The sequence below is a fragment of the Mesorhizobium sp. WSM4832 genome, from assembly GCF_055811115.1.
In genome coordinates this window covers 155,225-181,073 of record NZ_JBVVQH010000002.1, presented here as the reverse complement: position 1 = coordinate 181,073, position 25,849 = coordinate 155,225, and the positions used below count along the sequence as shown (strand labels likewise).

General features: G+C 64.5%; 24 protein-coding genes and 1 pseudogene. 5 read left to right on the top strand and 20 right to left on the bottom strand.

Going from position 1 to position 25,849, the window contains the following annotated elements; genetic code table 11:
• Position 1: 1 nt before the first annotated feature.
• Both fliR and flhA read right to left on the bottom strand, forming a co-directional pair.
• Positions 2 to 754 (bottom strand): flagellar biosynthetic protein FliR, encoded by a 753-nt coding sequence (gene fliR / locus AC0L2L_RS03925; protein ID WP_473576329.1) that lies wholly within the window; start codon positions 752 to 754, stop codon positions 2 to 4.
• Positions 751 to 2,838 (bottom strand): flagellar biosynthesis protein FlhA, encoded by a 2,088-nt coding sequence (gene flhA, locus AC0L2L_RS03920; RefSeq protein WP_473576328.1) that lies wholly within the window; start codon positions 2,836 to 2,838, stop codon positions 751 to 753. Before flhA ends, fliR begins: the two co-directional genes overlap by 4 nt.
• 228 nt (positions 2,839 to 3,066) lie before the next feature.
• On the opposite strand from flhA, the gene AC0L2L_RS03915 reads away from it, so the two are divergent.
• Positions 3,067 to 3,366: a putative quinol monooxygenase gene (locus tag AC0L2L_RS03915; RefSeq protein WP_473576326.1), complete on the top strand. Its 300-nt coding sequence runs from the start codon at positions 3,067 to 3,069 to the stop codon at positions 3,364 to 3,366.
• A gap of 12 nt (positions 3,367 to 3,378) precedes the next feature.
• Here AC0L2L_RS03915 and AC0L2L_RS03910 read toward each other — a convergent pair whose 3' ends face one another.
• Positions 3,379 to 3,852: a MarR family winged helix-turn-helix transcriptional regulator gene (locus AC0L2L_RS03910; RefSeq protein ID WP_473576324.1), complete on the bottom strand. Its 474-nt coding sequence runs from the start codon at positions 3,850 to 3,852 to the stop codon at positions 3,379 to 3,381.
• A 62-nt stretch (positions 3,853 to 3,914) separates the two neighbouring features.
• Between AC0L2L_RS03910 and AC0L2L_RS03905 the strand changes: the two genes are divergently transcribed.
• The 4 genes and pseudogenes from AC0L2L_RS03905 to AC0L2L_RS03890 all read left to right on the top strand — a co-directional run bounded on the left by AC0L2L_RS03905 (position 3,915) and on the right by AC0L2L_RS03890 (position 8,550).
• The gene (locus AC0L2L_RS03905; protein WP_473576322.1) at positions 3,915 to 4,643 is read left to right on the top strand and encodes an NAD-dependent epimerase/dehydratase family protein; all 729 of its coding nucleotides are present in this window, start codon (positions 3,915 to 3,917) and stop codon (positions 4,641 to 4,643) included.
• Positions 4,644 to 4,660: 17 nt separating this feature from the next.
• Positions 4,661 to 5,170: a cupin domain-containing protein gene (locus AC0L2L_RS03900; RefSeq protein ID WP_473576320.1), complete on the top strand. Its 510-nt coding sequence runs from the start codon at positions 4,661 to 4,663 to the stop codon at positions 5,168 to 5,170.
• Positions 5,171 to 5,328: 158 nt separating this feature from the next.
• On the top strand, positions 5,329 to 7,110 hold the full coding sequence (locus tag AC0L2L_RS03895; protein ID WP_473576318.1) for a chloride channel protein: 1,782 nt from the start codon (positions 5,329 to 5,331) through the stop codon (positions 7,108 to 7,110).
• A gap of 52 nt (positions 7,111 to 7,162) precedes the next feature.
• Positions 7,163 to 8,550, top strand: a pseudogene (locus tag AC0L2L_RS03890) (NAD(P)/FAD-dependent oxidoreductase).
• 44 nt (positions 8,551 to 8,594) lie between these two features.
• Here AC0L2L_RS03890 and AC0L2L_RS03885 read toward each other — a convergent pair.
• From AC0L2L_RS03885 to AC0L2L_RS03805, 17 genes are all read right to left on the bottom strand, one after another.
• Positions 8,595 to 9,017, bottom strand: a complete 423-nt coding sequence (locus AC0L2L_RS03885; RefSeq protein ID WP_473576316.1) for a GNAT family acetyltransferase — start codon at positions 9,015 to 9,017, stop codon at positions 8,595 to 8,597.
• Positions 9,018 to 9,128: 111 nt separating this feature from the next.
• Positions 9,129 to 10,772, bottom strand: coding sequence for an MFS transporter (locus AC0L2L_RS03880; RefSeq protein ID WP_473576314.1), 1,644 nt, complete (start codon positions 10,770 to 10,772; stop codon positions 9,129 to 9,131).
• A 308-nt stretch (positions 10,773 to 11,080) separates the two neighbouring features.
• Complete coding sequence (gene fliQ / locus AC0L2L_RS03875; RefSeq protein WP_040989996.1) at positions 11,081 to 11,347, bottom strand: flagellar biosynthesis protein FliQ; 267 nt, start codon at positions 11,345 to 11,347, stop codon at positions 11,081 to 11,083.
• Positions 11,348 to 11,435: 88 nt separating this feature from the next.
• Positions 11,436 to 11,843, bottom strand: a complete 408-nt coding sequence (gene flgD, locus AC0L2L_RS03870; RefSeq protein ID WP_027165132.1) for a flagellar hook assembly protein FlgD — start codon at positions 11,841 to 11,843, stop codon at positions 11,436 to 11,438.
• A 1-nt stretch (position 11,844) separates the two neighbouring features.
• Positions 11,845 to 12,282 (bottom strand): flagellar biosynthesis repressor FlbT, encoded by a 438-nt coding sequence (gene flbT, locus AC0L2L_RS03865; protein WP_473576312.1) that lies wholly within the window; start codon positions 12,280 to 12,282, stop codon positions 11,845 to 11,847.
• Positions 12,279 to 12,626 carry a flagellar biosynthesis regulator FlaF gene (flaF, locus tag AC0L2L_RS03860; protein WP_320236620.1) on the bottom strand — a complete coding sequence of 116 codons (348 nt, stop codon included), beginning with the start codon at positions 12,624 to 12,626 and terminating at the stop codon, positions 12,279 to 12,281. The genes flbT and flaF overlap by 4 nt, the downstream gene beginning before the upstream one ends.
• 31 nt (positions 12,627 to 12,657) lie before the next feature.
• The gene (locus tag AC0L2L_RS03855) at positions 12,658 to 13,707 is read right to left on the bottom strand and encodes a flagellar hook-associated family protein (RefSeq protein ID WP_473576310.1); all 1,050 of its coding nucleotides are present in this window, start codon (positions 13,705 to 13,707) and stop codon (positions 12,658 to 12,660) included.
• A 3-nt stretch (positions 13,708 to 13,710) separates the two neighbouring features.
• Positions 13,711 to 15,165, bottom strand: a complete 1,455-nt coding sequence (gene flgK, locus AC0L2L_RS03850; RefSeq protein ID WP_473576308.1) for a flagellar hook-associated protein FlgK — start codon at positions 15,163 to 15,165, stop codon at positions 13,711 to 13,713.
• A gap of 30 nt (positions 15,166 to 15,195) precedes the next feature.
• Positions 15,196 to 16,446: a flagellar hook protein FlgE gene (locus tag AC0L2L_RS03845; protein WP_473576306.1), complete on the bottom strand. Its 1,251-nt coding sequence runs from the start codon at positions 16,444 to 16,446 to the stop codon at positions 15,196 to 15,198.
• Positions 16,447 to 16,535: 89 nt separating this feature from the next.
• Positions 16,536 to 17,204, bottom strand: a complete 669-nt coding sequence (locus AC0L2L_RS03840) for a response regulator transcription factor (RefSeq protein WP_473576304.1) — start codon at positions 17,202 to 17,204, stop codon at positions 16,536 to 16,538.
• A gap of 222 nt (positions 17,205 to 17,426) precedes the next feature.
• Positions 17,427 to 18,017 (bottom strand): lytic transglycosylase domain-containing protein, encoded by a 591-nt coding sequence (locus AC0L2L_RS03835; RefSeq protein ID WP_473576303.1) that lies wholly within the window; start codon positions 18,015 to 18,017, stop codon positions 17,427 to 17,429.
• Positions 17,947 to 19,311 (bottom strand): flagellar hook-length control protein FliK, encoded by a 1,365-nt coding sequence (fliK, locus tag AC0L2L_RS03830; protein ID WP_473576302.1) that lies wholly within the window; start codon positions 19,309 to 19,311, stop codon positions 17,947 to 17,949. The genes AC0L2L_RS03835 and fliK overlap by 71 nt, the downstream gene beginning before the upstream one ends.
• The gene (locus tag AC0L2L_RS03825) at positions 19,308 to 20,666 is read right to left on the bottom strand and encodes a chemotaxis protein MotC (RefSeq protein WP_473576300.1); all 1,359 of its coding nucleotides are present in this window, start codon (positions 20,664 to 20,666) and stop codon (positions 19,308 to 19,310) included. The genes fliK and AC0L2L_RS03825 overlap by 4 nt, the downstream gene beginning before the upstream one ends.
• 164 nt (positions 20,667 to 20,830) lie before the next feature.
• Positions 20,831 to 22,249: a MotB family protein gene (locus AC0L2L_RS03820; protein WP_473576299.1), complete on the bottom strand. Its 1,419-nt coding sequence runs from the start codon at positions 22,247 to 22,249 to the stop codon at positions 20,831 to 20,833.
• Positions 22,246 to 22,872, bottom strand: coding sequence for a hypothetical protein (locus AC0L2L_RS03815; protein ID WP_473576298.1), 627 nt, complete (start codon positions 22,870 to 22,872; stop codon positions 22,246 to 22,248). Before AC0L2L_RS03815 ends, AC0L2L_RS03820 begins: the two co-directional genes overlap by 4 nt.
• Positions 22,873 to 22,875: 3 nt before the next feature.
• Positions 22,876 to 24,522: a flagellar basal-body MS-ring/collar protein FliF gene (gene fliF / locus AC0L2L_RS03810; RefSeq protein WP_473576296.1), complete on the bottom strand. Its 1,647-nt coding sequence runs from the start codon at positions 24,520 to 24,522 to the stop codon at positions 22,876 to 22,878.
• Positions 24,523 to 24,700: 178 nt separating this feature from the next.
• A complete protein-coding gene (locus AC0L2L_RS03805; protein ID WP_473576295.1) occupies positions 24,701 to 25,771 on the bottom strand; it encodes a flagellin N-terminal helical domain-containing protein in 1,071 nt (356 codons plus the stop codon).
• Between the last annotated feature and the right edge of the window lie 78 nt (positions 25,772 to 25,849).

Here is a 25,849-nt window from a genome sequence, read left to right as displayed (position 1 = left end):
CCTATCTTGCCAGCGTGAGATCGACGAAGCCGTCGACGAAGAGCGATAGCAAGGTGCCGACGGCGAAATAGAAGATGATCATCCCGCCGGCGATGACGAAGGGCAGCGAGATGAAATAGACCGGGATCTGCGGCGTCAGCTTGTTGACGAAGCCGATCGTCAGATTGACCAGGATGGCATAGGCGACGAAGGGGCTGCCCAGGCGGATGACCAGGAAGAAGGCGTCCGACACGGTGTCGGTGACGTCGACGAGGGCGGCCTGCGGATTGAAGAAGACGTTGACGGGGGCGACCGTGTAGGAGGCGACCAGCGCCTTGACGATCTCGTGGTCGAAGTCGAAGACGAAGAGCAAGAGCAGCGACGAGAACGAGATGATGGCGGCAAGCGCTGCCTGCGGTTCCGGCTCCTCGATCGCCGGTCCGCCTGAACCGCCGTAGCCGATCATCATGGCTATGGCCGAGCCCATGAAGCGCAGCGCTTCCATGTAGAGCCTCGTCATGGCGCCGATCAGCCCGCCGACCAGAAGCTCGGAGACGATCATCGGCGCCAGGATCTGCGGGCGCGGATCGACGAACGGGTAGATGCGGTCCCACAGGAAGGCGAGCAGGCCGCCAGTGGCGGCGAGCGAGACGAATAGCCTGATCTGCAGCGGCACGCGGGCGCTCGACAGGCCCGGCATCAGCATGAAGCAGGCGCCGATGCGGCAGAAGGCCAGGAAGGCGGCGATGATGACGCCTTGCGAGAGCGTGTTCACGAGATCGTTCCGAGCACCTTGATCTCGACGCCTTTGGCGATCTCGACATGGCTGAGCACCGGCAGCGTGGTGAACAGCCGCTCGATGATCATGCGCACATAGGGACGCGCGTCGGGCGCGGTGACGAGCACGAAGCGCTCGCCGGCCTCGAGATGCTTGCGGATCGCCTTGGTCGCGTCCTGGCCGAATTCCTCGAGCTGGCGCGGATCGATGTCGAATTCGCGCACCTCGCCCTTGGCGTCGCGTTTGAGGCTCTGGTGGAAGGCGAGGTCCCAGCGGTTGCCGAGCCGCAGCACCTTGAGCGTGCCGCTCTCGGACAGGTCGCCGCAGATCTGCTGCGCCATGCGGATGCGCACATGCTCGACGATCTGCTCGGTGCGGCGCACATGCGGCGCGATCTCGGCGATGGCCTCGATGATCAGATGCAGGTTGCGGATCGAGACGCGCTCGGCGAGCAGCAGTTTCAGCACAGCCTGCAGGCCCGGATAGGAGATGTGCGAGGTGCAGATCTCGTCGGCGAGCTTGCGGTATTCCGGGTCGAGCCGCTCCAGCAGCGCCTTCATGTCCTTGTAGGATAGAAGCTGCGGGAGGTTGTTGCGGATGACCTCGGAAAGATGCGTGAGCAACACCGACATGTTGTCGGCGAAGGTGAAGTTCTCGCGCTTCAAGTCCTCGGCGAAGGTTTCGAGCACCGAATAGGCGCGCATGCCGAAGGCCGGCTCGCGGATTTCCTCGCCGGGGATTTCCGGCACGCCGCGCGTGCCGAGCAGCACCATGATTTCGCCGACGCGCATCTGGTATTCGGCGACCACCGTGCCGTGCACCTTGATCTGATAGCTCTTCGGCGGAATGGCGAAGTCGTCGACGACGCGTATTTCCGGCACCACGAAGCCGTATTGCTGGGCGAATTTCTTGCGCATCTTCGACATGCGGAACACGAGTTCCTGATGCGCCACCATCAGCCTGGTCGAGAGCTGCTTGCCGATCAGGAGCTCGATCTCGGCGGTGACCAGCGAGGCCTTGACCGAGTTCTTTTCCTCCTCGACCTTGTTGGCCTTCTCCTGCGTCTTCAAGGCCTCGACGGCAGCAAGTTCGCGGTTCTGGCGCAGCGGGATGATGTAGCCGAGGCTGGCCATGGCGCCGGCGAGCGCGAAGAAGGGGAACAGCGGCAGGCCGGGCATCAGGCCGAGGATGACCAGCAGCGAGGACGCGACGTAGAGCGCGCGCGGATGCGCGCCGAGCTGGCCGAACACCGCCTGGTTGGTCGAGCCGCGCGTGCCGCCCTTGGAGACGAGCATGCCGGCGGCGAGCGAAACGATGAGGGCCGGGATCTGGGTGACGAGGCCATCGCCGACCGACAGCTTGATGAAGACATCGGCCGCCTGGCCGAGGCCCATGCCATGGCGCAGGTAGCCGATGGCGATGCCGCCGACGATGTTGATGGCGGTGATGATCAAGCCGGCGATGGCGTCGCCGCGCACGAATTTCGAGGCACCGTCCATCGAGCCGAAGAAGGAGGATTCTTCCTCCAGCTCGCGTCGGCGCAATTGCGCGGTCTTCTCGTCGATCATGCCGGCGGAAAGGTCGGCGTCGATCGACATCTGCTTGCCGGGGATGGCGTCGAGGGTGAAGCGCGCGCCGACTTCGGCGATACGGGTGGCGCCCTTGGTGATGACGATGAAATTCACCACGATCAGGATCATGAAGACGATGAGGCCGATGACGAAGTCGCTCGACATCACCAGCTTCGAAAAGCCGGAAATGACATAGCCGGCGGCATGCGTGCCCTCATTGCCGTGCGACAGGATCATGCGCGTGGTGGCGATGTTGAGCGACAGCCGCAGCATCGTGGCGATCAGCAGTATGGTCGGGAAGGACGAGAAGTCGAGCGGTCGCTGGATCCACAGCGAGACCATCAGGATCAGCACTGAAAGCGCGATCGAGAAGGCGAGGCCGATATCGATGAGGAAGGCGGGGATCGGCAAAAACAGCACCGCCAGGATGAAGACGATGCCCAGCGCGAAGAAGACGTCGCGGCCGTTCTTGGCCACCGCACCGGGCGCAAGTGTTTCGCTGATCGCCATGTCGTCCTCAGATCCAGAGCCGCCACACACACAGCAGGCTCCCGACCGTAACCGGCCAAGCTTGCGCGAAGGTGGGAGAGTGGCTACGGGACCTCATCGCGGCCTTAAAGCGCGTCGCGCCGAAAATGGATTCAGGGCGACGCGCTTCAGGTCTTTGTCTTGATGCATGTCGTTCCCCCAAAACCGCTGCGCACTTTTGGGCGACATGCATGGCGAAAGGAAAGTCACATGCTCCTGATCATCGGCACGGTTCGGGTGCCGCCCGACGGGCTCGAACATGCGAAGCCGGCGATGCAACGAATGATCTCGGCGAGCCGCGCCGAGCCGGGCTGCCTCGGCTATTCCTACGCGCAGGATGTGCTGGACGCCGGGCTCATCCATGTTTCGGAAGCGTGGCGCGACCGCGCCGCGCTCGAAGCGCATTTCAAGTCGGCGCATATCGCCGAGTGGCGGGCACGCTGGGCCGAGCTCGGCATCGGCGACCGCAAGCTCACGCTCTATGAAACAGAGGGCGGCGCGCCGACCTGACAGCGACCGGCTTCAGGCCTGTACCGCGTCCGCGGTTGCGACGGCGACCAGCCAGCGCCGCACGGCCTGTTCCTCTTCGGCGGAGAGGCCGGCGGTCAGTTGATCTTCAAGCTTGTATACGCGTTCCCGGCATTTCTTCAGCAAGGCTTGGCCGTCTTCGCTGAGGTCGAGATGCTGGATGCGGCCGTGGACCGCATGCGGCCGCCGGATGAGGGAGCCGGCCTTTTCCAGATTGCCGACGATCACGCTCACGGTCTGCGGCGTCAGCACCGCCAGCCGGGCCAGATCGGCGTTGGATATGCCGGGATAGGCCGAAACCATGGTGAGGGCTGCAAACTGCGCCTGCGTCACGCCAAATTCATCGAGCGCCCGCTCTACCTTCAGGCGGTAGGCGCCGGCCGCCTGGCGCAGCAGATAGCCCAGATAGCCTTGCTCGCCGCGCTTGCCTTCGCCGGGAGCTGGAATGGATGGATTGCCCTTGCGCATAATATCATAGCTCTTATATGTTGTTCGTATACTGATATTATCGCGACAAGGAGTGAAAGACGATGGGCTATCGTATTTTTCTTGCCGGCGGTTCGGGCGCGATCGGCCGCCGATTGATTCCGCAGCTGCTCGCGGCCGGTCATCAGGTGACCGCGACGACGCGACACGCGGCAAAGGCCGAGGATCTTCGAGCGCTCGGCGCCGATCCGGTGGTGGTCGATGTGTTCGATGCGAGCGCACTGCGCGCGGCGGTCGTTGCGGCGAAGCCGGAAATCGTCATCCACCAGCTTACCGACCTGCCGCCCGGGCTCGATCCGTCGCGGATGGCCGAGGCGGGCGTAAGAAACGCCCGCATCCGCGATGAAGGAACCCGCAACCTGGTCGATACGGCGAAGGCGGCCGGGGCGAAGCGGCTGATCGCGCAAAGCATCGCCTGGGTCTACGCGCCGGGGTCCGAACCGCATGCCGAGACGGACCCGCTCGACAGCGGCGCCGAAGGCGGCCGCGCCGTCAGCGTCGGCGGCGTCATTGCGCTGGAAAGGCATGTGCTCGGCGCTTCGCCAATCACCGGCATCGTGCTGCGCAACGGCCATCTCTACGGGCCGGGCACCGGCGCGGAAACCGCCGCGGAGCCGGCGGTCCATGTCGATGCCGCTGCTTACGCGGCACTGCTTGCCGTGGAGCGGGGAGCGCAGGGCGCATTCAACGTCGCGGAGCCGAACGGCTACATCGCGACCGACAAGGCGGTCAGCGAGCTCGGCTGGCGCGCCGGCTTTCGCCTGGCCGGGTGAGCGAAGGAGTTGCCGCCATGATCGAAGATGTCTCTTCCCGAAGCCTCACTCTGCTCGGTGCCGCCACAGTCGCTGCTGGGCTGCTTGGCGTGGCTGTTGTCCATTACAACAGGGCAATCACCGCTCCTGGTGGGACGGACGCGCTCATCCACATGATGGCGGCCGATGCCGGGGAGGGGGCCACTGCGCGCCCGACCACTACGGTCAGGCCGCTCTCCTGCGAAAAGCTGCCGAATGTGCCGGGGCATTCGATCACCACGGCGCTGGTCGAATTCCTTCCCAATGCCTATACGCCGCGACACCGTCACCCCGGCTCGGTCACGGCCTTCGTGATCAAGGGAGCGCTGCGTTCGCAGTTGGAAGGCGGGCCAGCGATGACCTACACAAAGGGCCAGACCTGGTTCGAAGCGCCCGGCACGATCCACGCGTTCGCCGAGAATGCCAGCGCCACCGAGCCGGCGGAGCTGCTGGCGATCTTCGTCGCCGAGGATGATTGCGGCCCGCTGACCATCCCCGTACCTGACTAAGTCTATCTCCTTGGTCGCGCGAAGAGTCTTGTTTAGGGCTATTTCGCGCAACGCCAAAATGGCGCCACAAGCGGTCGGCATTGCGGTTGCCACGCAAAGCCGCCGCGCGTATCAGGCACGGCAGTTGTTTATCTTTCGCATACCGGCGAGCCGCCCCGTTGCCTGCCAGAAACGACCCACAAGTCTACGCCCGCCGGCTTCGCGCGGTGCTGATCAGCTCGCTCCCCGTGCTCGAGGCACGCGGCATCGTGATCGTGCTGATGGCAGGCATGGTCGGCGTGATCGCGGGCGCGCTGGTCACCGGCATGAGCGCGATGGTGCAAGGCATGCACTACCTGCTCTTCGACGTGCAGCCGGGCGGCCGGCTTTCGGCGATGTTCTCGCTTTCCGACCCGGTGCAGGCGATGTTCCCAGCCATCGGCGGCTTGCTGCTCGGCCTTTCCGTGATCTGGCTGCGAAAGCGCAAATTTCGCACGCCGGTCGACCCGATCGAGGCCAACGCGCTCTATGGCGGGCGTATGTCGCTCACCGACACTTTCATCATCGTGGCGCAGACGATGATTTCCAGCGGCTTCGGTGCCTCGGTCGGATTGGAAGCCGGCTATACGCAGATCGGCTCCGGCATAGCTTCCCGGCTGGCGCGCGCCTTCCGGCTGCGCCGCAACGACGTTCGCATGCTGGTCGGCTGCGGCGCGGCCGGCGCGATCTCGGCCGCCTTCGACGCGCCGCTCACCGGCGCCTTCTACGGTTTCGAACTGGTCATCGGCATCTACTCCGTCGCCAATGTGGCGCCGGTGATGGCGGCGGCGATCTGCGCCTCGCTGACGGCGGAAGTGTTCGGCGGCGTGCCGTTCCCGCTGGAACTCTCAGGTCTGCCGAATCTGACCGCCAGCGAGTATGTGCCGTTCCTGCTGCTGGGCCTGCTCGGCGGGGCTGCCTCGATCGCGATCATGCATCTGGTGAGCATCGTCGAGCGGCTCTTTGTGCGGTTGTCGATCGACGCGTCGGTCAGGCCCTTCATCGGCGGCATCTTCGTCGGCTTGCTCGGGCTGGTCACGCCACAAGTGCTGTCCAGCGGCCATGGCGCGCTGCATCGCGAGTTCGCCATGAATTACGCGCTTCCGGTGGTGGCGAGCGTCTTCGTGATGAAGCTGGCAGCCTCCGCCATCTCGCTCGGCTCCGGCTTCCGCGGCGGCCTGTTCTTCGCCTCGCTGTTCCTGGGAGCGCTGCTCGGCAAGGTCTTTGCCGGCGTCATGGCGCTGACCGCGCCTTCGGCCGGCATCGACCCGGCGGTCGCCGCCGTCGTCGGCATGACCTCGCTTGCGGTCGGCGTCGTCGGCGGTCCGCTGACCATGACGTTCCTGGCGCTGGAATCGACCCGCGACCTGACGCTCACCGGCGTGGTGCTGGCGGCCTCGATCATGTCGGCGATCCTGGTGCGCGAAACCTTCGGCTACTCCTTCTCGACCTGGCGTTTCCACCTGCGCGGCGAAACGATCCGCAGCGCCCATGACGTCGGCTGGATGCGCAGCCTCACCGTCGGCTCGATGATGCGCAAGGATGTCCGCACCATTCCCGCCTCGACCACTCTTGACGAATTCCGCAAAGAGATCCTGCTTGGCTCGGCGCAGCGGGTCATCGCCGTCGAGCAGGCCGACCAATATGTCGGCATGCTGCTGGTGCCGGAACTGCACAGCGATCGCTCCGACGGTGAGACGCCGGTGAGCGCGCTGGCCCAGTTCAAGGACGCGGTGCTAGTGCCTTCGATGAACGTCCAGACCGCCGCCGAGACCTTCCAGCGCACCGGGGCTGAAGAGCTGGCGGTGGTCGAGGACTTCGACGAGCGCATCGTGCTTGGCCTGCTCACCGAAAGCCATCTGATGCGCCGCTATGCCGAAGAACTCGACAAGGCGCGGCGGGACCTGGCCGGCGAAGGTTGACCCGGTCGACAGCCCGGCCAATAACACGCCCACCACTCCTGGAAGCCATCCCATGCAAGTCAAGCGCAACGGCGACATCTCGTTCTGGTATGCGGATATCGGTGCTGTCCCCGCGCCGCGTCTGCCTTTGCCAGGCGACATCGAGGTGGACATCGCGATCGTCGGCGCCGGCTATACCGGACTGTGGACCGCCTATTATCTGAAGAAGGCGAAGCCATCGCTGCGCATCGTGCTCATCGAACGGGAGTTCGCCGGCTTCGGTGCCTCAGGGCGCAATGGCGGCTGGCTGTCGGGCGGCTTCGGGTGGTCGCGCGAGAAGTACCTTACGACGTCGACACGACAAGGCGTCACCGCCATGCAGAGGGCGATGGCCGGTTGCGTCGACGAGGTGTGATCCGGGTGGCAACCGAGGAAGGCATCGACGCCGACATCCGTCGCGTCGACAATCTGACGGTCGCCACCAATCCGGCGCAATTGGAACGCGTGCGCGAGGAATGCGAGACGATCCGCTCCTGGGACGCCGACCCCGAACGCATCGAACCGCTCGACGCCGAGGCCGCGCGGGCACGCATCAATATCCGAAATGTACTCGGCGGCTTCGTCATCCGCGGCCAGGCGCGGGTGCAGCCGGCCAAGCTGGTGCGCGGGCTGGCGGCTGCGGTCGAGCGTCTCGGTGTTTCGATCTATGAAAAGACGACGGTGACGACGATCGCCAAGGGCAGCGTGGCCACGGATCGCGGCACGGTGCGGGCTGAAACCATCATCCGCGCCACGGAGGGGTTCACCGCCGGAATCCCAGGGGAAGAGCGGACCTGGCTGGCGCTCAACAGCGCGCAGATCGTCACCGAGCCGCTGTCGGAAGAGATCTGGCGCAAGATCGGCTGGGAGGGGCATGAGCTGCTCGGTAATGCCGCGCATGCCTATTGCTACGCCCAGCGCACGCGCGAGGGGCGCATCACCATGGGCGGGCGCGGCGTGCCCTACCGCTATGGATCGCGCACCGACGTCAACGGGCAGACGCAGCAGGCGACGATCGACCAGCTGCACACCATCCTGACCACGCTCCTGCCGCAGACCACGGCGTGCCGCATCGATCACGCCTGGTGCGGCGTGCTCGGCGTGCCGCGCGACTGGTGCACGACGGTCGGCCTGGATCCCACGACACGCATCGGCTGGGCCGGCGGCTATGTCGGGCTCGGCGTGTCGAGTTCCAACCTGTCGGGACGCACGCTGACCGATCTCGTGCTCGGCCAGGATACCGAGCTGACGCGGCTGCCCTGGGTCAACCGCAAGGTGCGGCCCTGGGAGCCCGAACCGCTCCGTTGGCTGGGCGTCCACTCGATGTACCAGCTCTATCGCGTCGCCGATAACCGCGAGGCCGCGGGACTTGCGCATACATCGAAGCTTGCCGCCCTGGCCGACAGCATCACCGGCCACTAGCTGCGACAAGGGCCGTCAGGCGCTCGATCCGCAGGAAGCAGTGCTTAGCACTTCGGCAGCAACTTGCTCATGCTTACGCGCTCTTCGACCTCGTATCCGCACTTCCGGTAGAACCCAAGAACCGCCGAGTTGGAAACGACAACTTGCAGGTTGATCTTTACACATCCAAGGTTGGCGAGCCGCGTTTCGGCTTCATGGACGAGGGCCTCGCCGATCCCTTTCTTCCGATGGGATTTCAGGACCGCAATCCGCGATATCCAGCCTCGGTGGCCGTCATACCCGGCCATGATCGATCCGACGACGCGGTCGGCCTGGATCGCCACCAAAAGCAGGTTTGGTTGAAACCGCAACTTCTCAGCGATTGAAATGCGGGCCGCGTTCCAAGGCGCATCGTTGGGGAATGCCTCTCGCCACAACGCATCAGTGCCGTCAAAGTGACGTTCGGCGTATTCAATGATCGAGACCATTTTGGTCTATCCAGTTGGAACTGCGTAGTGACCCGAACAGTAACAAAGAAGCCGATGACGTTGGAAGTTGCCGCTGACGATCCCATCATGCCTGCAAAATACCACGCAGATCTAATGATCGATCGGGCCTTTGGGTGAGACAAGCGTCGTGCCCGCGGTGGTCGGGCGCTCGATCATGCGGCGCACGCGCGGCGGCTCGTCGCCGCTGTGCAGCGCGCGGATGCGTTCGCCGACCACGGCGTCGGCATGGGTGGCGCGCCGGTTGTGGCGGATATACTCGACCCAGGTCGGCGTATGGTAGTGCTCGATCCACACCGACGGATTTTCGAGATCCCGCGCAAGCGTCCAATTGCGGGCGCCGTCACGGCGGCGGATACGGCCGCGCTCCGCCATGGTGGCCAGGAATTCCGGTACGTCGTCCTCGCGGATAATGTACTCGATCATGATGGCGATCGGGCCGCTGCGCGGCTTGAGATCGAGCGCCAGCATCGGCTCCTTGAAGCGGTTGAGCGGATCGAGGTTGAGGACGGTCTGCCGCGGCAAGGGCAGGACGAAGCCGATGGCGCCGCCGGCGAGCATGGCGACCGCCGCCGCGACCAGCGCGGTTTCAGCGTCATGCGCGTCGGCGACCACGCCCCAGATCCAGCTGCCCAGCGCGATGCCGCCGAAAGTCGCCGTCTGGTAGATCGACAGCACGCGCCCGACCACCCAGCGCGGCGTCGACATCTGCACCGTGACGTTGAAGTGCGAGAGCGCGATGACCCAGCAGGCGCCGCCGATGAGCAGGCCGGCGGAAGTCTGCCAGGCATTCTGGCTCACGGCGGCGTTGAAGGCGCAAAGCGCAAAGCCGGCAAACGCCATGCGCACCATCACCTCGCTGGACAGCAGCTGCCGCAGCCGCACGCTGATCAGCGCGCCGCCGACCGCGCCGATACCGAAGGCGCCGAGCATGATGCCATAGGTCAGCGCATCGCCCTTGACGACGTCGCGCGCCACCAGCGGCAGGAGCGCCAGCACCGCGCCGGCGCTGAAGCCGAAGGCCGAGCTTCTCGCCAGAACCTTGCCAATGTTGGGCGACATGGCGACATAGCGCAGGCCGGCGCCCATCGCGGCGCCCAGCGACTCGCGCGGCAGGGTTTGCTCGGGCAGCGCCGGCTTCCAGCGGAACAGCACGATGATCAGGCCGATATAGCTGACGGCGTTGGCGGCAAAGGCGGCCGCCGCACCCGCAGCGGCGACGATGACGCCGCCGATGGCCGGACCGACGCTGCGGGTGATGTTGAAGCCCAGCGAGTTGAGCGCGATCGCAGCCGGCACCTTGGCGCGCGGCACCATGTCGCCGACCGACGCCTGCCATGACGGGCTGTTCAGCGCCGTGCCGCTGTCGATCAGGAAGGTGAAGGCAAGCAGCGTCCACGGCGTCATCCAGCCGAACCAGGTGAACAAGGTCAGCAGCGCGGAGACGACCAGCATGAAGGTCTGCGCCACCAGCATCACCTTGCGGCGGTTGAAGCTGTCGGCGATAGCGCCGGCAACGAGCGCGAACAGCATGATCGGCAAGGTGGTCGAAGCCTGGACCAGTGCCACCTGATAGGACGAAGTGGCGATCGTGGTCATCATCCAGGCGGCGCCCACGCCCTGGATCAGGCCGCCGAAATTCGACACCAGGCTGGCCGACCAGACGGCGCGGAAGATGCCATGCCGGAACGGCGCCAGCGCGGAGACGCGTTCGCTTTCCGGCTCGTCGTCGATCATGGTTGCGCCTTCGTCCGCTATATAAGTTCGCCGGCCCGGATGGGCCGGCGACTCGCCAAAGAGTGCGACCCAACAACAGGATGGCAAAGGCGAAAATGCGTCGGCGAAGGTTTAAACCAAGCGTCTGGCCGGTCTGGACCAATTTCTGGCTATTTCCCGTTTTTCGCCTCGGCGCGCAGGGCAAGCGATCATCCGGCTTGCGCCGATGCCGTCAGACGCAATTCCGGGGAAGGTTACGGCGATGACGGCGAACTTAACCGCTCACACTTTTCCTGGAATTACGTCAGACGCTCGCCTTCAGCTTTGCGTCAGAAACCGTGTTCGATGCGCTCGAAGATGACGTTGGTGAAGGCCGAGATCTGGCTGCCGATGAACGGGCCGGTCAGCGCCACCACAAGCATGATGGCGACGATCTTCGGCACGAAGGTCAGCGTGATTTCCTGGATCTGGGTCAGCGCCTGGATAAGCGCGATGCCTATGCCGACCACCATCGCCACCAGCACCACCGGGGCGGAAGCGGTAAGAACCGTCCACACCGCGTACTGGACGATATCGAGGGCGTCGGCCTCGTTCATGGGCCGACTCTATGCGAAACCGGCTCTAAATCAAAGAAATGGAGCATGATGTCGTCCGAAACCGCTTCGCACTTTTCGGCATCATGCTCTAGGCGGCAGGCTTGATCGACACGCCGGCGCCGACGGGGACCTGGGTGCCGTCCTGCAGCACCGCGATCAATCCGCTGCTGGAGAGCGTCACCGAAGCCACCGTTCCGGTGGTCTTGCCGTCGGCCGAAGTGATCGAGCGGCCGATCAGCGCGTCGGCCTGCGACAAGGCCGAGGACTGCATGATCTGGTCGAGCTTGGTGTTGGTCTGCACCGACTGCTCGACTTGGGAGAAGGTCGCGAGCTGGGCGACATACTGCGTCGAATCCATCGGCTTGGTCGGATCCTGGTTCTTCATCTCGGCGATCAAGAGCTTCAGGAACGACTGGTAATCCACCGCCGTCTTCGACGTCTGCTGGCTGGCCTGGTTGGCGCCAACCGGGATCGTTGTCGTCATGTCGACGGCCATCTTATGCTCCTACAGCCAATGCGCGCGGCGCTTCGGGAATGTCGTCATTGTCTTCGAGCGCCTTGCGCTCGAGCGGATAGAGCGCGCGGATCGCTTTCAGCGCCTCATAGATATCATCCTCGCCGACCATGCGGTCGATCTGCTTCAGGCCTTTGCAGATGTCCTGGTTGTCGAAGCTTGCAATCAGCATCGGCAGCGAGCGGCGGAACATGTCGCGCGCTTCCGCGGCGCCCGCCGGGTTGATCAGCATGATCTGCACGATGAAATAAAGCTGCCTGAGCGGCGTCGATGCCTGGTCGGCCTGGATGACGTGGCTTTCGAGCAGGAACTGCACGTCGTTCATCAGCTCGATGGTGACCTTGCGGTCGACGCGGACGACCGCACCGTTGATATAGATCTTCTCGTTCGGCTTCAGCGATATCTTCAGCGTGTTGGTCATTGGATACCGTCTCGGATGATCTGGGAGACCTCGATCAATCCTTCGAAATTGTTGGTGCGACCCTGGCGGATGTCTTCCGTCTCGCGCAGCAGCCACAGGCCGATGGAGATCAGGTTGGCGCGCAGCTCCTTGGGCAGGGCGTTGTCGCTGGAGCCGAGATCCTCGACGAAGGTGGTCCAGACGCGGTTGGTGAAATGCAGCGCCTCGACCGCTTCCATCGAATCGGTACCAATGGCGGCTGCCGCGGCCAGCATGTCGATCGAGCGGGTGAGCAGCTGCCGCTCCCGGTCCTTGGCATCGGCGACGGAGTCGGTCTGGATGTCGGCGTAGGAGAATTGATACATGGTCGGCGCTCTGGCGTTCCGGTTTCTGTGTTCAGGTCAGATAGTTCAGCAGGCTGAGCTGCTGCAGACGCGCGGTCAAGGCGAAGGACGTCTCGATATGCTGCGTTAGGTCGGCGACGCGAGTGGCCGCTTCCGTCGGATCGACGCCTTCGAGATCGATGATATGCTTCTCGAAAAGGTCGACCTGGGTCTTCATGCGGTCGCTGGCATCGGAGACGCGCTGCTGGGCGAGGCCCGTTTCGGCCCGCACCTGGGTGATGCCGCCGATGGCTTCGCCGACAAGCGTCTGGGCGCGGGTGACGACCGCGTTCTGCGCGGCCTCGCTGATGCTGCCGGTCATCAGGCTGCTGACCATGGCGGCCGCCATTGCGAGCTTGCGGATGCCCTGCTGGTTGGCGCTGACCGAGGTCTGTGTGGTTTCGTTGAGCGAAATGCGGCTGGTGATCTGATTGTCGGTGGCGCTCGACCAGTTGGTCTGCCAGCCGGAACCCAGGAATTGCGGCTCGACCTTCGTGGTGATGAAGTCGTCCATCTGCGCGGCGGTGATGTTGGCCGCGCCCGGAGCGGTCTGGGTAAAGCCGAAATAGCTCGAAAAGGCGGCATCGAATGCAGCCTTGGCCGGCGAGCCGGCGGCGTTGAAATCGTCGATCGGCTTGACGTCGGTGTTGGTGCCGGCAAACAAATATTCGCCGTTGACGCTGGTGTTCAGGATACCCGTCATCTGCTGCAGCGCCGAGGCGCCGGCGGTCTGCAGGATATTGGTCGAGGAGTCCCCCGACACGCCGCTGGTCAGCGCCGACAGGAAACTCTGCGCGGTATCGGCGATCTGGCCCAGCGAATCCTGGGTCGATGTCAGGCGCGCGGTGACGAGCGCGTTGGAATCGACGATGCCGTTCAGCCGGTCGAGATCGCGCTGGAAGGTGACGGCTTGGGTCGTGCGGCTGCCAAGCGCCAGGCCGATATCGGCGACCGCGCCGGTCTGTGATTCCTTCGTCGCCTTGACGAGGTCGGCCTGCATCTTTGCTTGCTGGTAACGCAGCGCGTTGGAGATGGCAGCTGAGGAGACGGCTGTCGCTTTCATGAATTATCCTACCGCGCTCATCAGCGCGTCCAGCATATCGCTCACGGTCTTCATCATATGCGCGGAGGCCTGATAGGTGTGCTCGAGGTCGAGAAGCAGCGACATCTCCTGGTCGACATTGACCCCGGTGTCGTTGGACAGCGCCTCGGCCGTGCGTGCGGCCAGCGCCTGCTTGCTGTCGGCATTGGTCGAGGCCTGCTGGCGCACGCCTTCGAACCAGCCAATGGCATTGGCCGCATAGTCGGAGATACCGGCACTGACGGTGATGCCAGCCGAGCTATCGAAAGCCATCGGTTGATCCAGCTTGTCGCCGTAGCCGATCAGCAGGTCCGAATATGATGCGTCGCCGCCGGTGTTGGCGACATAGGCAACGCCGTTGGCGCCGCCGTCGCGCAATAGAGCCGGATTGCCGCCAGAGCTCGGATCGAAGGCGGCATTGACGCTGATCGAGCCGGCGAGGCCGTCGACCAGGGTGCCGGCGGCCGGAATTGCCGGCGCGCCGGACCAGGTGAACAGGCCGGTCGCGTTGGGCTGCGACGACGAGGTTTCGGCAAATGCCGTTACAAGGCCACGCGCGATTTCGTCGAGCTGGCTCTGCATGGTCGAGGCGACGCCGTCGCGCAGCTTCAGCAGGCCCGCAAGCTTGCCGTCGGCGGTGGCGCTGTCGGCGATGCCCGCCGAAACCGGCACGTTGTCGATGTAGACCGTGTTGCCGGGCGTGCCGGCCGTGTAACCGGCCGACGGCGTGAAGGTCACCGAGCGCGGTATGGTCTCGAACAGCGTCGAGCCATCCTTGGTGGTGATGACCATGTCGTTGTCGCCGCGCGTGAAAGTCGAAACCGGTACATATTCCGATATCTTCTTCAGGAGCGCGTCGCGCTGGTCGAGCGCATCCGACACGTCCGTGCCCGAACGGGTGCCTGAGATGACGGCCTTGTTGGCGTCCTGGAACTGGCTGAGCAGCGAGTTGAGGTCGTTGACGGCGGTGGCAATCTGGCTGTCCGCCTGGGTGCGGAAATCCTGGATCGCCTTGGTGCCGCTGTTCAGCGAATTCACCACCTGCTTGGCGGCGTCGACGACGCTGGTGCCGAGGTTCTGGTTCGATGGCGTAGTGGCGTAAAGCTGCAGGGATTGCTGCAAATTGGCGATTGCGGTCGAGGGGGACGACGCGTTGTCGACCCCGTTGACCGACAGATCGAGCTGATCCATGCCGTTGTAAAGCGCGCTCTGGCCGCTCCATGCCGACAGCGCCGAAAGGTTCTGGCGGAACAGGAGATCATTCGCGGCGCGCTGGATTTCCACCATCCGGGCGCCGGGCGCCGTGCTGGTCACGACAGCGATGCGGCGGGTATAGTCCGGGTTCGACGCATCGGCCACATTGCGCGATACGACGCTGGTTTGCTTGGACGTGGCCAGGAGCGCCGACTGGGCAATGCTTAGTGCGGATGAAAGCGACATGCTGATCTTTCACGGGCGGGCGCCCGTCGTTTATCTCTTCAAGTTGACGAGGACGTCCATCAGGTCCGAACCGGTCTGGAAGACCTTGGAATTGGCGGTGTAGCTGCGCTGCGCCGCAATCATGTTGGTCAGTTCCTCGGCGATATCGACGTTGGAGTTCTCAAGCGCTCCCGACACGACGGAGCCGAGCTTGCCCTCGTTGGCAAAACCGATATGGACGGCGCCGGAGTCCGTGCTCTGCACATAGACGTTGCCCGGCATGGCGGTCAGGTTGTCCGGGCTCTGAACGTCGGCCAGCGGGATCTTGTAGAGTGGCTTGGTGGAGCCGTCCTCGAATTGCGCGTAAATGACGCCGTCCTGGCTGATCTGGACCTTCTGGATCGCGCTCGGCGCGTTGCCGTTGACCTTGGCATCGGCAACGGTGAAGCCGGTGCCAAGCTGCGTCAGCTTGGAGAGATCGAGTTTGAGGGGCAAGCCGCCCGGGACTGTGAACGTGATGCTGTTCGTGCCGGTAAGCTTGCCAGTGGTGGTGTCGAAGGTGAGGTTCTGTGTTGCCAAGGCGCCGCCGGTATAGGGGAAGGAGGTGCCTGCGGTAGCCTTCGACTGGTCGAAGACCGAGACCTGCCATGCGCCGGCGCCGGTGTTGGTGAAATAGACGTCGAGCAGCTTCTTGTTGCCGAGATTGTCATAGGCAACCAACGAGGTTTTCGACGTGTACTGCGAGGCCGGATCGTTGGCGGAGGGCAGCGGGCCAGAAGGCGGCGTCGCACCCGCCGGCAGGTTGCCCGAGAAATTGCCCGCGGTGCTCGGCGTCGCCGTCATTTGCTGGTCGGAGATCTGCACCGGCACCAGGCCCTCGAAGCCGTTGGCGGTCGCGGCCGGCTCGCCATTGGCGTAGCTATAGGCCATCAGCTGGTAGCCGGCGGCGTTGACCAGCCTGCCCTGGGCATCCGGAACGAACGAGCCGGCGCGCGTCAGATAGGGCGTACCGCCGGCATCCTGCACGACGAAGAAACCGTCGCCATTGACGGCGAGGTCGGAGACCGAGGTCGTGTATTGCATGACGCCTTGCGAACTGATCGCGGAGCGGATCGTCGTCGTCACGCCGCCGGAATTGTAGGCGCCACCAGTGCCCGGCATGATCAGCGTCGAAAACTCGGCCGAAGAGCGCTTGTAGCCGGTGGTATCCGAATTGGCGATGTTGTCGGCCGTGGTGGACAAGCGGTTGGCCTGGGCGTTCATGCCGGAAACGCCGGTCCGCATCATTCCATAGAGGCTCATCGATACATCTCCGCAGTGCCTGGGTAGGAGGCCATAAAGCTATGCCTCGTGTCTTGCGCGAGGCTGGCGGGATGAGCCCTGGGCGGCCATCAAAACACCAGCCGGTAGCCGAGAAACCTCTTGGAATCGATCGGGTCGCGGCCGAGCTTCTCACGCAGCTTCTTGCGCAGTTTCGAGATGTGGCTCTCCACCACGTTCTCCTCGACCTCGTCATCGAAGATGCCATAGATGGCGTTGAAGACCTGCGTCTTGGTCACGCGCCGGCCGCGGTTGCCGGCCAGATATTCCAGGATGCGCCGCTCGCGCCGCGGCAGCGGCAGCGGCTCACCGTCGATCTCCGGATCGCGGCCATCCATGAAGATGCGCATCGAGCCGACTTCGGTGTAGGCGGCCTCTTCGGAACCGCGGCGGCGGATGGCGGTGATACGGGCGAGGATCTCGCGGATATGGACAGGCTTGCGGACGACGTCGTCGACGCCGCTTTCGAACAGCCTCAGCGTATTTTCGAGCGAGTGATGTTCGCTGAGCGCAATCACCGGCGCGCCGGTGCGGTCGCGGATCTGGCGCGGCGATATCGCGCCATCGCGGCAGTCGCCGATGAGAAAGGCCCTGACGGACCTGAGATCGGTGTCGGCGGCGGAACTCACCCACTCGCCGAATTCGCCTGGCGCGAAGCCAGCCGTGGCCACGCCCTCGCGATCGAAAAGTGAAGAGTAACCCTCTGTCACGAGCTCCCGCTCGTCAACGATCACGATCATCGGCCCGCCCTCCGAATCAATGCATTTGCCCCGTGCGTAAAGGGGTAGCCGGCTCGACGAATCCTGAACAACCGTCATTTCTTGTAGCTATTTTCTTGGGAGTTTTTTTGGGAGCCGTAATAAAAGGGGTTGTGCAGTTGTATTCGCGCCGGCAGTTGGCAGGCGAATATTGGCGTCGGCGGATAGGCCGGCGAAGGCCGATCGGCATTCAGGATTGAGCAACTATTGGTTGCAGAAAACGCTGGCATTCGGCGTCCATTTGCCGAAGCCGGTGGCGACCATGTTGGCGATGACGCGGCAGACATAGACCTTTTGCGCAGGGTCGTTGTCGGGACCGGCATGGTAGCGGGCGACAGCCATCGACCAGGTCATATGCCGGGCGTGCAGGCTCGCCAGGAAGCGTGCCGCATAGTCGACGTTCTGATGCGGGTCGAGCATGTCGTCGACGCTGCGGAAATGATCGCCATGATAGTGGTGGTTGATCTGCATGCAGCCGAGGTCGATCAATGTCTTGCCCTCGCGGCGGGCATTCCCGAACGTGGCGAGCGCCTCAGTCCGGCTGCGCGGAAAGACTGCTTTTCCCTCTATATTCAAGGCATTAGGCTGAAGGCTGCCCTTCTTACCGGTCTCGGTCAGGCCGACCGCATAGAGAATGCCCGCCGGCACGCCGTAGCGATCGGCGGCACGCAGGATTTCCGGCTCGCAGGGATTGGCGGCGGCGTTGGCCGTGCCGGCAGCGAAACTATATAAACATATCGTCGCCAGCGCGCTCGCCAAAAGGCGAAGCGGCACGCCCGAAATCCTGTGCGCCATTGCCCTCGTTCCTTCCTGGTTGCCGACCGCCCCCCGCGCTGTTGCCGCCCGAGTTCCCGGGTTGGAACGAAGGCTGGTCGCGACCTGTCGACATCGGCATGGCGCTGTTCGCGTCGGTGCGGCTGGCTGCGGGCGCTGCTATCGAAGGTTGCAGGATGGTAACCTTGTCGACGTCGAAGCCGAGGCCGCGCATGGACTTGATGATGGCGTCGCTGTCGGCGGTCAGACGACGATATGCCTCGTGTGTCTCGGGCTTCATCTCGATCGACAGTTGCTCCCCGGAGAGCCGCAGGCTGGCAATGACCGATCCGAGTTCCGAAGGGTGGAGCTCGATCTTCAGCACATGTGTCGGAACGGCAACAGAATTGGTCGTCTGCAAGCCCGTCGAGGCGCTCGCAAAGGCCTGCTGAACGCCCTTGTCGGAGGCAACCGCTTCAACCAGCGCCGATGTCGTCTGGCCGATCATCGGGTTTTGCGCCGGCGCCGGAAAGCTCTGCTGGCTGACGACGTCCATGCGCCCGGCCGAGGAAGATGGCTTGGCCGATGCCTGCTGCGCGGATTGAGACTGTTGCGAGGCCTTGGCAGCGGAGGTCGGCCGCCAACCCGGGGGAGGCAATGTGCTATCGGGCTGTGGCTCGTCCCCTTGCTTCGGCAACGCGTTGGCGTCGCGACGGCCCGGCATGTCGAGGGCCACTGCCGCCTTCACCGGCCTCTGCCCGAAATCCGGCCCGGACTCTTCCGCTGCCGTCGAGCCGGCGGATCGCGACTGCGGCTCAGCGGAATTGTCGACTGCCGCACGCTTGCCCGCGCGCAGCCGCAGCTCCAGCGAGCCGCGCTCGCCAGTGCCCTCTTCACCGTCAGCGGAAGCCTTGCCGCCCGTGCCCGACGATTGCGCGAAATGCTTCATGTCGCTCAGCGCCATCAGCAAAGGCAAGCGGTCCTGCAGCGGCGCGGAATTGCCGGCCTGCGCCGTGGCATCCTTGCTCGCCGCCGACTGCGCCTGCTCGGCCTGGCCGTTGGTCTTCGCGGACTTTCCAGACGCTGCTTTCTGCGAGCCGGTCTTCCCTTGCGGGTCCGGCCCCTCCTTGGCGTTGTCGGCTAGCGAGCGCTTTGCCGGATGAGCGTCCGGCATGACCGGTCCGCTCGTGTGCCTGTCCTGCGGCCGATCGGGCTTCTCTGTCCGGTACACCATCTCCCCGAAATTCTGGTCCCCATCCTGGTCGCCGGCAGCGTGCTGCCGGGGCTGGGACTGGGTCGAAGCAAAGCCCGGCAGGGTCTGGTTGACGCTGGTCATTTTGGGGCTGCTCCAAGTAGTTGGTCGATCTGGTCGAGCTGACGGCGCGTGCTGGACAGCGTCGCATCGATAGGGTCGTGCGCATCTGGGGCTGTCGCAGGCGCGGACACCGGCACCACCGGTGCGACGCCAGCCTGCGCCGGTGGTGCCGGCGTCGTTGCGGCGATTGGTTGCGCTGGTTGTGGGGCAAGGGGCGGCGAAGCCGCCGACGGCATGTCCTTGGCTTGATCAACCGCCGCGGCCGCCGGCTGGTCCGGCATCGCCCCTTCCACCAGGGGCAAGTCCGCATCGGCTTGATTGCCGGACGAGGCGTCGGGTGCCGGGTTTGCCTCGTCTCTTTTTGCAACGGCTGGTGCAGCTTCTGCCTTGGCGGCCGCTTTCACCGGCGCCACCACTTCGCCCGCGACAGCCTGTGCGGCATCAAGCAGGTCGCGGTCGCTTTGCGAAAGCTTGCCGCGATCGATTTTTCCGAGCTTGGCGCGCACGTCGTCGACACTGGCCGACGTCATGGTGGAAAGGCTCGAATAGAGCTGGGTGCGTGGGTCGTCCTGGTTGCCGTTGCCGTTGCGGCCCAGTTCCGCTTTCTCCGAGGCGAAGGCCGAGAGCTCCGTCATCCCGTCGATCGCGGCACGGCGCGCGATGCGCAGGTAGATCACCTTTTCGCGCTCGGGATCCATCATCGAGGTGATGTCGGCGATCTTATCCTGGCTGATCGCCATGTGCAGCGTCATGACGCCGGAAACGAAAGCATCGGCGAACTGGCTGGCGTAGGGCGAATAGAGATAGGACGCGACATACTGGGTCGAAGCCAGCGCGAAACGGGCGGCGTCGCCTTGCGTGGCCGCGATGCCCACGGAGCGGCGAAGCGCTGCCTCCTCGACCAGCGTGCCAGGGCTGAGCAGGCGCGCCTCGTCCAGCAGAGCGAGCGCCTGGGCCGGATCATCGGTTGCAAGCAGCGAGCCCTTGACCAGCGCCAGGAAGGCGCCGATGTCGGCCGGTACGCTCATCGGATCGATCGGTTTCAGCATGTCGATCGCCTCCGCCGGCCGCCCGTTGAGATAGGCGACGACGCCCTTGGCGATGGCGAGGCTATGCGGGTCTGCTATGGCGCGCGCAGCCGCCGCCGCAACCGTCACCGGATTGCCGCCGCTCATGCCATAAACGAGCAGGGCGCGGAAATTCTTCGGCTCCTTGAAATCCTCGGCATTCGCATCGCGCATCCGGGCGTCGATCATTTCGAGGAGTTTTGCCTGCATCGGCAGCGCGGCATGGTCACCGCCGGCAATGCGATCCTGGATCAGCTGCAGCGAACGCACCAGCTGATAGGGTTGCAGGGCGTCCTGTGCGGAGGCCACGGATGGCGATCCCGCGGCAATCAATAGCAGCGCCAGAGCAATTCCAGGAAAAGTGCGACACGGTTTTCCGTTCGGAATTGCGTCAAAACAAGGAGATAGAGCGGTTCGCCGTTTCGATGAAACGGTGAAATGCTCTATCGCGCGGCCGATGACGGTTCCGCCCCTCATCCGCCGGCCGCCATCAGGATTTCGATACGGCGGTTCGCGGCCGCCATCGGGTCGGAGGCGATCTTGGGCTGCCGGTCGGCGAAGCCTGCGACCTCGGTGATGCGGCTTTCGTCGACGCCGCCGCGCACCAGCATGTAATAGGCCGAATGAGCGCGCGCGGTGGACAGCCGCCAGTTGTCGTAAGTGTCGCTGCGGAACGGCCGCGCATCGGTATGGCCGCTGATGGTGATGGTGCCTTTCTTCTCGTTGATGATGTGGCCGATCTTTTCCATCGCCAGCACCAGCTCGCGGCGCGGCATCGCCGAGCCGATCTCGAACATGCCGAAATCGAGCTGGTCGGTGATCGAAATGACGACACCCTTGTCGGTGGCCTCGACCGAGACGCCGTCGGCGAGCTTTTCGCCTGGCGCGAATGCCTTGGCGAGCTCCTTCTTGATATCGGCCGCTTCCTGGAGGGTGTCCTTGCTCGGAGCCTTGTCGCCCTTGTCGGCGGTCTGTTCGGCTTCGGTTTTTTCCGCCTTTGCCGCTTCGGCCTTGGCGTCGGCGGCTTGGGCCTCGCGCTTGTCGGCTGCGGCTTTCTCGCCTTGTGTTTTCTCGCTCTTTTTTCTTTCGCTTGACGGCTTCCCGGCCTCGGTCTGCACGGCTTTTTGCCCGCCCTTGGCATCGGCCTTTTCCGGGGTAGCCAGCGGCTCGAGCGGCGCGGCCGTCAGTGGGGGAGCAGCCGGGGCCGCTTTCACCTTAGGCACCGCGACCGTGGCGACCTTCTCGCCGGGCTTGAGCGGATCGCCATCGACCTTGGCGCGTTCAGCGGTGGCTTCGGCGACGGGCGTTGCCACCTGCTGCGACCAGAAATCCGGCGCGAACGGATCGCGGTAGGATTCGCCACCGGAAGCACCGGTCGCCGGGCCGGCCGCCTGTGCGCCGCCTTCGCCCTTGGCGCTGACGTTCTGCAAGACGCCGGTATCGGCGGCGACCTCCGCCAGCACCGCATAAGGATCGGCAAACAGCTTTTCATCGGAGAGCTGGGCGTCTTGCGCCCCTTGCTTGGTCTGCCGGCGTTCGGAGGAGCCGGCGCCGCCCTTGCCGTCATCGCCCGCCTTGGTCGCGCCCTCCTGGGGGTTGTCCGCGGTCAGCCCGACCTTGCTCGGACCGTCGCCGAGATCTTCCAGGCCCTTGCGGCTGGAATTGCGATCGATCAGCTCGACCGGATTGAAATAGCTGGCGACGGCTGCCTTGGTCTGCTCGTTGGCGGCGTTGATCAGCCACATGACGAGGAAGAAGCACATCATCGCCGTCATGAAGTCGGCGAAGGCGATCTTCCACACGCCGCCATGGTGAGCGTCGTCATGACCGTCGTGACTGCGCTTGACGATGATGATCTCGTGCCTGGGCTCGGCATGGTCGATGGCGCTCATGACAGGACCTCGGACAAGGACGCCGACCACTCGGCGATACGCGTCTCGAATACCGTTTCGTTAATGGTGACGGTCAGGTCGAAGCCGGGTGCCTCGGTGAAGTCGAGATTGGCGACGCGGGATCCGAGCGCCGCCTGCAGCGGCTCGAACAGCGAGAGCGGTCCCCGAACGCCGATGCGCACCGCCTCGCCGTCGGCGACCGCGGCACTGATGGCGCGCGACAGCGCCGCGAGCGAACGTTCGTGCAGGTCGTCGCTGAGAAGGCCGCCGACGATGCGGGCGACGGTCGCGCCGGCAAGCTCGGCGACGCGCCGCTCCATTGCGTCGATCCGCGTGGCGACAGCGGTGCCGAGATCGCCGCCGAAACTTTCAAGGAAAGCTTTCGCCGCATCGTCATTGGCCTGGCGCTCGGCGTCGAGCGCCGCCTGGTGGGCGAGCGCAAGGCGCGCCTCGAGCGCTGCCTCCGCGTCGGCCACCGCCTCGGCGATCAGCGCGCCGATATCGGCCTGAGGCGCCGGCGCGGCCGGCCTGTGTTCGGCGTCGCGTGCGACCGGCGCCGGGCCGGCTGCCGAGGTCCGCGAACCAAAGTCGGGCAGGAGATCGAACAGGGCTGCCGTGGCCATGGCCTAACCCACGGCTTCCGGGACCGCTGCCCATTTGCGCAGAATCTGCGCGGTGCGCTCCTCATTGAGGTCGACCATGCGCGCAAGCCGCTCCTGCGGCGCCGGCCGGATTTTCTGGCGCAGATCATCGAGCGGGTTTGCGCCGGCGCGCGCGCCGGACGGGGCTTCGGCGGTGATTGCGGCGACCGGCGAATCGGGTGTCGGCAGCGAGCGCTGCACGTCATCGAAGCTTGGGCCGGCGATGGCCGCGGGCTTCGCCGATGCCGTCAGCGCGGCGGCCATCGGCTTCAGGCCGAAGAAGGCAACCAGGAAAACGACGACGATGAAGGCGCCGGCATTGATCAGCGTGCCGGTATAGGTGCCAATCGAGGCGAGGATGCCCGGCTGATCGATCGGCTCGCCGTCGAGGCCGTTGATGAACTCGACCGCCGATACGTCGATGACGTCGCCGCGCTTGTCGTCGAAGCCGGTCGCCGAGGCCACCATCTTCTGGATATCGGTGACGCGCTTGGCGATCTGCTCCGGCGTGGCGTCCTTGCCGAGGATGGTCTTCAGCCGATCCTGGTTGACGACGACCGCGATCGACATCTTGTTGACCGTGTAGCCATTGGAGACGGTGGCGATCTTCTTCGAGTTGATCTCGTAGTTGGTGATCTCTTCCTTGCGGTCGTTCTGCGAGGTGGATTGCGGTCCTTCGGTGGTGGTGGTCTGGGTCTCGGGCAGGTTCTGCTCGACGCTGGTCGGGCTCGAGGCCTGCTTCTGGTTGCTGGCCTCGTTGGTCTTCACCGATTGCACCGAACGCTCGACGCGCGAGTTCGGATCGAAGATCGTTTCCTCGGTCTGGCGGGTGTCGGTGTTGACGTCGGCCTTGACGCTGGCGCGGAAATTGTCGGGACCGAGATAAGGTGTGAGCGCGCGGCGGATGTTGTCGCCGATCTGCGCCTCGACCGTCTGCTCGACGCCGAGCGTGCGCGCGGCGCTCGTGTTGGAAGGATCGTCGCCGGCGGCCAGCAGGTTGCCGTTGGAATCGAGCACGGTGACCTTGTCGGCCGAGAGGCCGGGAACGGCCGCGGCGACGAGATGGCGGATCGACATGGCGCTCTTCTCGGCGTCGCTGCCGGCATAGCGGATGACCACCGAGGCGGAGGGCTGCTGCTCGTCGCGGCGGAAATTGGCGCGCTCGGACATGACGATATGGACGCGCGCCGCCTTGACGCCGGAAATCGACTGGATGGTGCGCGCGATCTCGCCTTCCAGCGCGCGCACGCGCGTGATCTGCTGCATGAACGAGGTGAGGCCGAGCGAGCCGACATTGTCGAACAGCTCGTAGCCGGCATTGGCGCTGGTCGGCAGGCCTTTCTCGGCAAGCAACATGCGCGCCTGCGCCGTGGTGCCGGCGGGTACCAGCACGGAGGTTCCGTCGGAGCCGACATCGAAGCCGATGCCGGCATCGGCCAGCACCAGGCCGATCTGGTTCACGTCGGAACGCTCGAGGCCGACATAAAGCGTCTCATAGGCCGGACGGTTGAGGTAGACCGAGGCGATGCCGATGACAGCCATGACCAGGGCCGCGATGCCGCCCATGAGCGCCAGACGCCTGACGCCGAAGCTCTTGAAATTCGCGATGATGCTCTGGATCTGTTCAGGCACGATTCAACCGCTCCCAGCATGACTGTCCGCCGGAAGACTAGACCGCGAAGCTTGTGCGAGGATGATAGGCGTGTTGCCGAGTGCGGGCGAAGTGCCGAACCGGCGACTTCTTCCTGAGCAACGAAAAAGGCCGCGCTTCAGACGCGGCCTTTTTCGTTGGTCGAGGCGGTCGGTCGGCTTAGCCGTTCTTGAACAGCTGCAGGATCGACTGCGAGGAGCTGTTGGCGATCGACAGGGACTGGATGCCGAGCTGCTGCTGAACCTGCAGCGCCTGGAGGCGGGTCGATTCCTTGTTCATGTCGGCATCGACGAGTTGGCCGACGCCGCGGTCGATGGAGTCCATCAGGCTCTGCGTGAAGGTCTTCTGCAGGTCGATCGAGCTCTTGGCGGCGCCGAGGATAGTGGCGGAGTCGGTGAGCTGACCCATGACGTTGTCGATCTTAGTGACCATCTGCGTGATGATGTCGTCGGTCACACCCGATGCCGTGATATCGAGATTGAAGGCGGAGACGTTGTCGATCTTGACGGGCGTGCCCGTCACGGCGCCCTGGGCGGTGGTGTTAGCGGCGATGTCGGTTGCGCCACCGGCGATCGCGGTGGCATAGGCGGCGTCATATGCCGACTGGTCCGCGGCCGTGGAATATATCGAAGTCTGGCGGTCGAGGATGCCCTGGTTCTTGACGGCCGTGGAGAGGCCGGAATCGAACAGCTTTGTGCTCTCGATATTGATGTCGATCGTGCCGAGCGAGATGGCGCCGGTCGAAGAACGGTTGAACGAGGAAACGATCTTGGCGTCGGCCTGGACGCCGTCATTGGCAGCCGAGACCTGCGTGGACGTGACCGAAAGGAAGTTCGAGCCGGAGAAGGTGGCGGCATCCGCGAACGACTTCATCTGCGCCTGAAGCGAGGTGATCTCGGTCTGCGTCTTTGCCTTGTTGGCATCCGACTGGCCGACGGCCGACAGCAGCTTGGTCTTGAGCTGGCCAATCGTCGAAAGGACATTGTTCATGCCGGTATAGGCCGTATCGACTTTCGAGGCGCCGAGGCCGAGCGCGTCCTGCACGGTCGACAGCGCCTGGTTGTCGGAGCGCATCGTGGTGGCGATCGACCAGTAGGCGGCGTTGTCGGCAGCTTCGGAGACCCTGTAGCCGGTCGAGATCCTCGCCTGCGTCTGCTCGAGCGATTTGTTGGTGGCGTTGAGGCTTTGAAGTGCAGTCAACGCCGCAGCGTTCGTCATGATGCTCGCCAAGAAACTCGCTCCTTCTCAAAAGCCGCATGCCACACAGGCCGGGTTTGGCTTGCCATCGGTTGCGATCTGCCGGTCGGG